The organism is Collinsella aerofaciens, assembly GCF_001404695.1.
Classification (GTDB): Bacteria; Actinomycetota; Coriobacteriia; order Coriobacteriales; family Coriobacteriaceae; genus Collinsella; species Collinsella aerofaciens_E.
Genome location: NZ_CZAQ01000030.1, coordinates 1 through 5,155, shown reverse-complemented (window position 1 = coordinate 5,155; position 5,155 = coordinate 1). Strand labels below are relative to the sequence as shown.

Sequence of the window (5,155 nt, the reverse complement as noted above, 5' to 3'; positions counted from 1 at the left end):
CACCGTGGTTTACTTTGTTGCGTCAATATGCGCCGCCATACGTTCTCCATAAGTTAGCCCCGGTAAACCTGCAACGGAAAACCACCGCAAAGGGGACAGGCACCTTTGTGGTGGTTTTCGCCACGACAGAGCTGCTAGAGTCCGGCAGGCCAGCGACAGGCGGCCAAGTCGACGTGCATGTCGTCCTTAAACGCCACACCCTCCCCTAGCAAAAGCTCACGTTGAGCATCGGGACCGCCAAAAGCAAAACCCTCGCATATGTGCCCGTCGGCAAACACTACGCGGTGACAGGGAATCTCGCCGGGACGCGGATTGCCATGAAGGGCATACCCCACGTACCGCGCACTTCGTGGACGACCGGCAAGCAGCGCCACCTGGCCATACGTGGCGACCATCCCCTCGGGGATCTGCTCGACTACCTCGTACACCCGTTCAAAAAAGCCCTCAGACGCCATCGCTCGCTCCCTTCCACCCGGAAAAGCATAAACCACCACAAAGGTGCCTGTCCCCTTTGTGGTGGTTTATGGCGGGTCGGTTAGTTGGCGGGCTGGAAGAAGGCTACGGCTACGGCGCCGGGGCCTACGTGGGTGCCGATGGTGGCACCGATGGTGTGAACGGGCAGCTCGCCCTCGGTGTGGCCAGCCCACAGTGCTGCGCTGTCCTCGATATACTTCTTGAGCACCGCATCCGAAAGGCCCGTATAGCCGAGCGCCAGCGGCATGGAAAAGTCGATGCCGCCCGCCTTTTCGACCTTTTGGTTCAGCAGGTTGCGGCCGTTCTTGGAACCGCGCGCCTTGCCCAGCTGCACGATCAGACCGTCCTCGACAGCCACCACGGGCTTTACGTTGAGCAACGTACCCACGGCGCCGGCCGCAGCAGACAGACGACCGCCGCGCACCAGGTACTCCAGCGTCTCGAGTAGGCCGATAACCACCACGCGGTCGCGCACGGCCTCGACCGCGGCCGCGATCTGGGCCGCACTACGGCCCTCGTCCACCAAGCGCAACGCATACTCAACCAGGATGCGTTCACCCAGGGTGACGTTGTTGCTATCTACCACGTACACGTCGCCGCCCGGCGCCTCGGCTAGTGCGGTACGGGCGCTCTGATTGGTGCCCGAGAGCTTAGCGCCCACGGTAATAATCACAGCCTCATCGCCAGCCTCACGAACCTCGGCGATAGCCTGCGAAAACGCGTACGGGTTGACCTGGCCGGTCTTGGGCAGCTCATCGCGCTCCACGAGCATCTCGTAAAAGCGCTGGTGATCGATGTCGACGCCATCCATGTACACATCGGTGCCAAAGGTGACGGACAGCGGCAAAACGGCCAGTGCCGGGTGCTCGGCCGGCGACATATCGCTTGCGGAATCGGTAATAATGCGGACGGACATAGCGAATCCTTTCTTGCGCAAGTCCCGCGCAGGGAATTTTGACAGCAACGCCCCGGCACGGTATACGCGCTCAAACGGGACGATGCAGTTGTTAATGGGAAGCAAATGCCTAGGCGGCCTTAGATCTCGCGCAGGGTGTTGAGAATCGTACGCAGCGACGCATACATCTGCTCGCGCTGCTCCACGCCCATGGCCTTGCCGGTGGTATCGAGCACATCGCGAATGATGCGATCGGCCTCGCTCATGCTCTCGCCGCCCAGGGCAGTCAGGCGCACCGGGGCACGGTACTTGACGGCCGCATCACCCGAGTCGTCAACCTCGACGTAGCCGCCCTCCTCCAGATGCGCCAGCGTGCGCGAGACGGCAGCGCGGGTCACGCCAGCCATGCGGGCGAGGTCGGCGCCAGTCAGGCCGTCCTTGCTGCGCTCAAGATAGTACAGGCACATGATGTCGGAGCCCTTAAGGCCCAGCCTTGCGCCCTCAGATGTCTTAATGCGCTTGATCTCCTTGTAGAGTCCGCTGATCAGTCCGACAAAGTCCTCGAAACGTGTCTCGTCGCTCTGCTGCATGGGAGACAACCGCCTTTCGCTTGCATAATGCTAACGGGTAAACATCTTAACTGTACCCAGCGAACGCCAGCCCTGCGCGCCTCATTTGTTAACTCATCAACATAAAAACCACTACAAAGGGGACAGGCACCTTTGTGGTGGTTTGTGTAGTGGTTTGGGCCGAGTTACAGCTCCACTCGCGGGTTATCGCGGGTCACAAGCGTCTTAACGACAACCGTCGCTCCCAGATAGCACTCGAGCAAATCGGCAAGACGGTCGATGGCGGCCTGACAGTCCCCCATGCGTTCGGGCTCTACGCACTCAATCGCCAGGAACGCGTCGGCCGAATCGTCGGACAGAGCCGTTCGAACGCCGTCGCGCCAGTTCCAGCAGCGGCACACGGCGCCCGCATCGTCGATATAGGCGAGCTCGCCGGGCAGCGTCGGGTCATCCGCTTCCTCGCCAAGCGGCAGGAACGCATCGCCACCGTCGGTCACCTTCAAGCGAAGATCTCCCTCAATCGCATGCAGATCCTCGCCGCCAACGGGCAGCGCGTAGGACAGCGATACCGTGTTGTAGATGTCCACCGCAGGCGTAATGTGCCCCACCGGCTTACCTTTGAGCACGCGTTTGAGCAGGTTCTCGATTGAGCAACGCGCGCCCTTTTTGGTCTTGAACAGACGATAGGCCTCGCGCCATGCCTTGACCGGTGCGTTTTCGCTGATAGTATCGCTGGTCAGATGGCGCTCCGCATCGATATTGGCACGGTCGAGCAGCGCTGCAATCGCGTCCACGTCCTCTTGAGGAATCTGAGCCGCGGGCTTCATGCCCTCCACGACCACAACACCGATTGCCGCCTGCGGAAACAGCTCCCAAAATGAATCCTCGGCAATAAAGCTCTTCATACGTGTTCCTTTCACGATTCGTGCCAACACGGGCGCTCAAACAAAAAGCGCCCTTACAACGGCCACCTTCAAAGTCCTACGGTGCCGTCACAAGAGCGCTTGCGCTGTCCCCATCCGGAGAAGGGGACGATATGTCAGGCGTATTGTAACCCAAGTCATCCGCGTGAGCAAAACCACCACAATGGTGCCTGTCCCCTTTGTGGTGGTTTTGGGTCTGAGGCGACGCTAGTGGCGGAGTCCCAGCAGGCCGCGGCCGCGATGACGGGCGTCGGCGGGCACCTGTGCGTGCGGGCCGGCGGCCTTGACGGACTCGGGCAGGTGCGAGTACTTCTTCTCGAAGTTCTCCTCGAACATCACCGCCAGGTTGTGCGCTGCCTCGTCGTAGCGCGCGGTGCTCTGCCAAGACTGGCGCGGCACCAGGATGCCGTCGGGCACACCGTGGCACGTAGTGGGAATGTCGACGTTAAAGATTTCGTCGTGCACGAACTCGCTGTCCTCGATGGTACCGTCGAGGGCGCGGGCCACCAGGGCGCGCGTGTAGGCAAGCTCGATGCGATGGCCCACACCATAACCGCCGCCGATCCAGCCAGTATTGACCAGATAGACGCGCGTGCGGCCGTCGGCGATACGCTCGCCGAGCATCTTGGCATAGACCATGGGGTCGAGCGGCATAAACGGTTCACCAAACAGCGAGGAGAACGTGGGCGTGGGCTCGGTGACGCCGACCTCGGTGCCGGGGATTTTAGCCGTAAAGCCCGTCACAAAGTGATACATGGCGGCGTCGGCCGTCAGGCGCGAGATGGGCGGCAGCACGCCAAAGGCATCACAAGTCAAAAACAGCACGACGCTCGGGGTGGTGCCCATGCCTTTGGTCCACGCGTTGGGGATATGCTCAACGGGATAGGCCACGCGCGTATTGTGCGTGATGGAGACGTCGTCGTAGTTGGGCTTGCGATTCTCATCGAGCACCACGTTTTCGCAGATGGCGCCAAAGCGAACGGCGTTGAAGATCTCGGGCTCATGGAACGCGTCCAGGCCCTCGCACTTGGCGTAGCAGCCGCCCTCGATGTTGAAGATGCCCATGTCGGACCAGCCGTGCTCGTCGTCGCCGATCAGCAGGCGCGTGGGGTTGGCCGAAAGCGTGGTCTTGCCGGTGCCGGACAGGCCAAAGAACACGGCGGTCTCGTGCGTGACGGGGTCCATGCTGGCCGAGCAGTGCATGGGCAGCACGTCATCCTCGACGGGCAGCAGGTAGTTCATGACGCTGAAAATGGACTTTTTGATTTCGCCGGAGTAACCGGTGCCGGCAACCAGGATCACGCGCTCCTGGAAGTTGATGACCACGGCGGCGCTGGAGTTGAGGCCCTTGATGGCGGGATCGCACTGGTAGCCCGGCGCGGCGAGCACACAGAAGTCCGGCTCGCCGGTGCGCGCGATTTCGCGGGCAAGCGGGCGGGCGAGCATCTGCTTAATGAAGAGTGCCTGGCTGGCGCGCTCGCAGGCGACGAGCAGTCGGCGCGTGTGGTTGCGGTCGGCGCCGGCCATGCCGCGGGTGACGAACACGTCGCGCTCGTTGAGGTAGTCGACGATGCCGGCCTTGATGGTCTCGTAGCTCTCGATCGAAAGCGGTCGGTTGACGGCGCCCCAGGCGATCTTGTCGTGCACGTCGGGCGTGTCAACGATAAAGCGGTCATTGGGGGAACGACCAGTGCGCTCCCCCGTCTCGATCACCAGCGCGCCGTTGGATGCCATGCGGCCTTCTTCGCGGCGGATAGCGTGCTCGACGAGCTCCGCGGCGGGTAGATCGACCAGCAGGCGGGGCTGATTCTCGGCGGGATCTTCGACCAGCGTAATACCAAAGTTGGACAAAACATCTGCAGGGGTAACACCGGGCATGGGGCCTCCTTTAAAAACGCGACACGTGGACGCGACGCGCACTTTACTCACGTAAAGTCCGTTGTACCCGATATGCAAAAACGTTTTTGCGGCAAGGGCGGCAAGCCCGCCCAACGGTCAAAAATCGCAGGCAAGCGGCCTAGTCATTGGGTGTTCCTATAGTTTTGTCAACCGTCGGGGCTACTCCCGGTAGGGCACCCGGTCGCGCATCACGGCGTATATCGCCCTGAGCCGCTTCCTCGCGACGGCCTTGAGCGCCCGCCCGTGCCCCATGCCCCGCGCCCTGCAGGCCCGGTAGTACTCGCCGTAGCGCCCCGATGTTAGCGCTAATCTAAAACCAACCACTTTCGCAAACGTATCTCGCCGAATGCGCCAACGCGCTTTCGCCGACCCCGCTAACGTACTTTCACCAACTG

Annotated in this window: 5 protein-coding genes; all 5 read right to left on the bottom strand. The window is 61.7% G+C overall.

Annotated elements, in window-relative coordinates; genetic code table 11:
- Nucleotides 1–134: 134 nt before the first annotated feature.
- The 5 genes from AQ996_RS07700 to pckA all read right to left on the bottom strand — a co-directional run bounded on the left by AQ996_RS07700 (nt 135) and on the right by pckA (nt 4,739).
- The gene (locus tag AQ996_RS07700) at nt 135–455 is read right to left on the bottom strand and encodes an MGMT family protein (protein WP_055252321.1); all 321 of its coding nucleotides are present in this window, start codon (nt 453–455) and stop codon (nt 135–137) included.
- Between the two features lie 80 nt (nt 456–535).
- A complete protein-coding gene (locus AQ996_RS07695) occupies nt 536–1,390 on the bottom strand; it encodes a DegV family protein (RefSeq protein ID WP_055252320.1) in 855 nt (284 codons plus the stop codon).
- A 119-nt stretch (nt 1,391–1,509) separates the two neighbouring features.
- Nucleotides 1,510–1,959 carry a MarR family winged helix-turn-helix transcriptional regulator gene (locus AQ996_RS07690; RefSeq protein ID WP_055252319.1) on the bottom strand — a complete coding sequence of 150 codons (450 nt, stop codon included), beginning with the start codon at nt 1,957–1,959 and terminating at the stop codon, nt 1,510–1,512.
- Nucleotides 1,960–2,123: 164 nt separating this feature from the next.
- Complete coding sequence (locus AQ996_RS07685; RefSeq protein ID WP_055252318.1) at nt 2,124–2,843, bottom strand: B3/B4 domain-containing protein; 720 nt, start codon at nt 2,841–2,843, stop codon at nt 2,124–2,126.
- 225 nt (nt 2,844–3,068) lie between these two features.
- Nucleotides 3,069–4,739 carry a phosphoenolpyruvate carboxykinase (ATP) gene (pckA, locus tag AQ996_RS07680; RefSeq protein ID WP_172674632.1) on the bottom strand — a complete coding sequence of 557 codons (1,671 nt, stop codon included), beginning with the start codon at nt 4,737–4,739 and terminating at the stop codon, nt 3,069–3,071.
- Between the last annotated feature and the right edge of the window lie 416 nt (nt 4,740–5,155).

Excerpts from the sequence above, each read along its gene's own strand:
- pckA (WP_172674632.1), bottom strand. The coding sequence starts at position 4,739 with ATGCCCGGTGTTACCCCTGCAGATGTTTTGTCCAACTTTGGTATTACG.
- AQ996_RS07690 (WP_055252319.1), bottom strand. The coding sequence starts at position 1,959 with ATGCAGCAGAGCGACGAGACACGTTTCGAGGACTTTGTCGGACTGATC.
- AQ996_RS07700 (WP_055252321.1), bottom strand. The coding sequence starts at position 455 with ATGGCGTCTGAGGGCTTTTTTGAACGGGTGTACGAGGTAGTCGAGCAG.
- AQ996_RS07695 (WP_055252320.1), bottom strand. The coding sequence starts at position 1,390 with ATGTCCGTCCGCATTATTACCGATTCCGCAAGCGATATGTCGCCGGCC.
- AQ996_RS07685 (WP_055252318.1), bottom strand. The coding sequence starts at position 2,843 with ATGAAGAGCTTTATTGCCGAGGATTCATTTTGGGAGCTGTTTCCGCAG.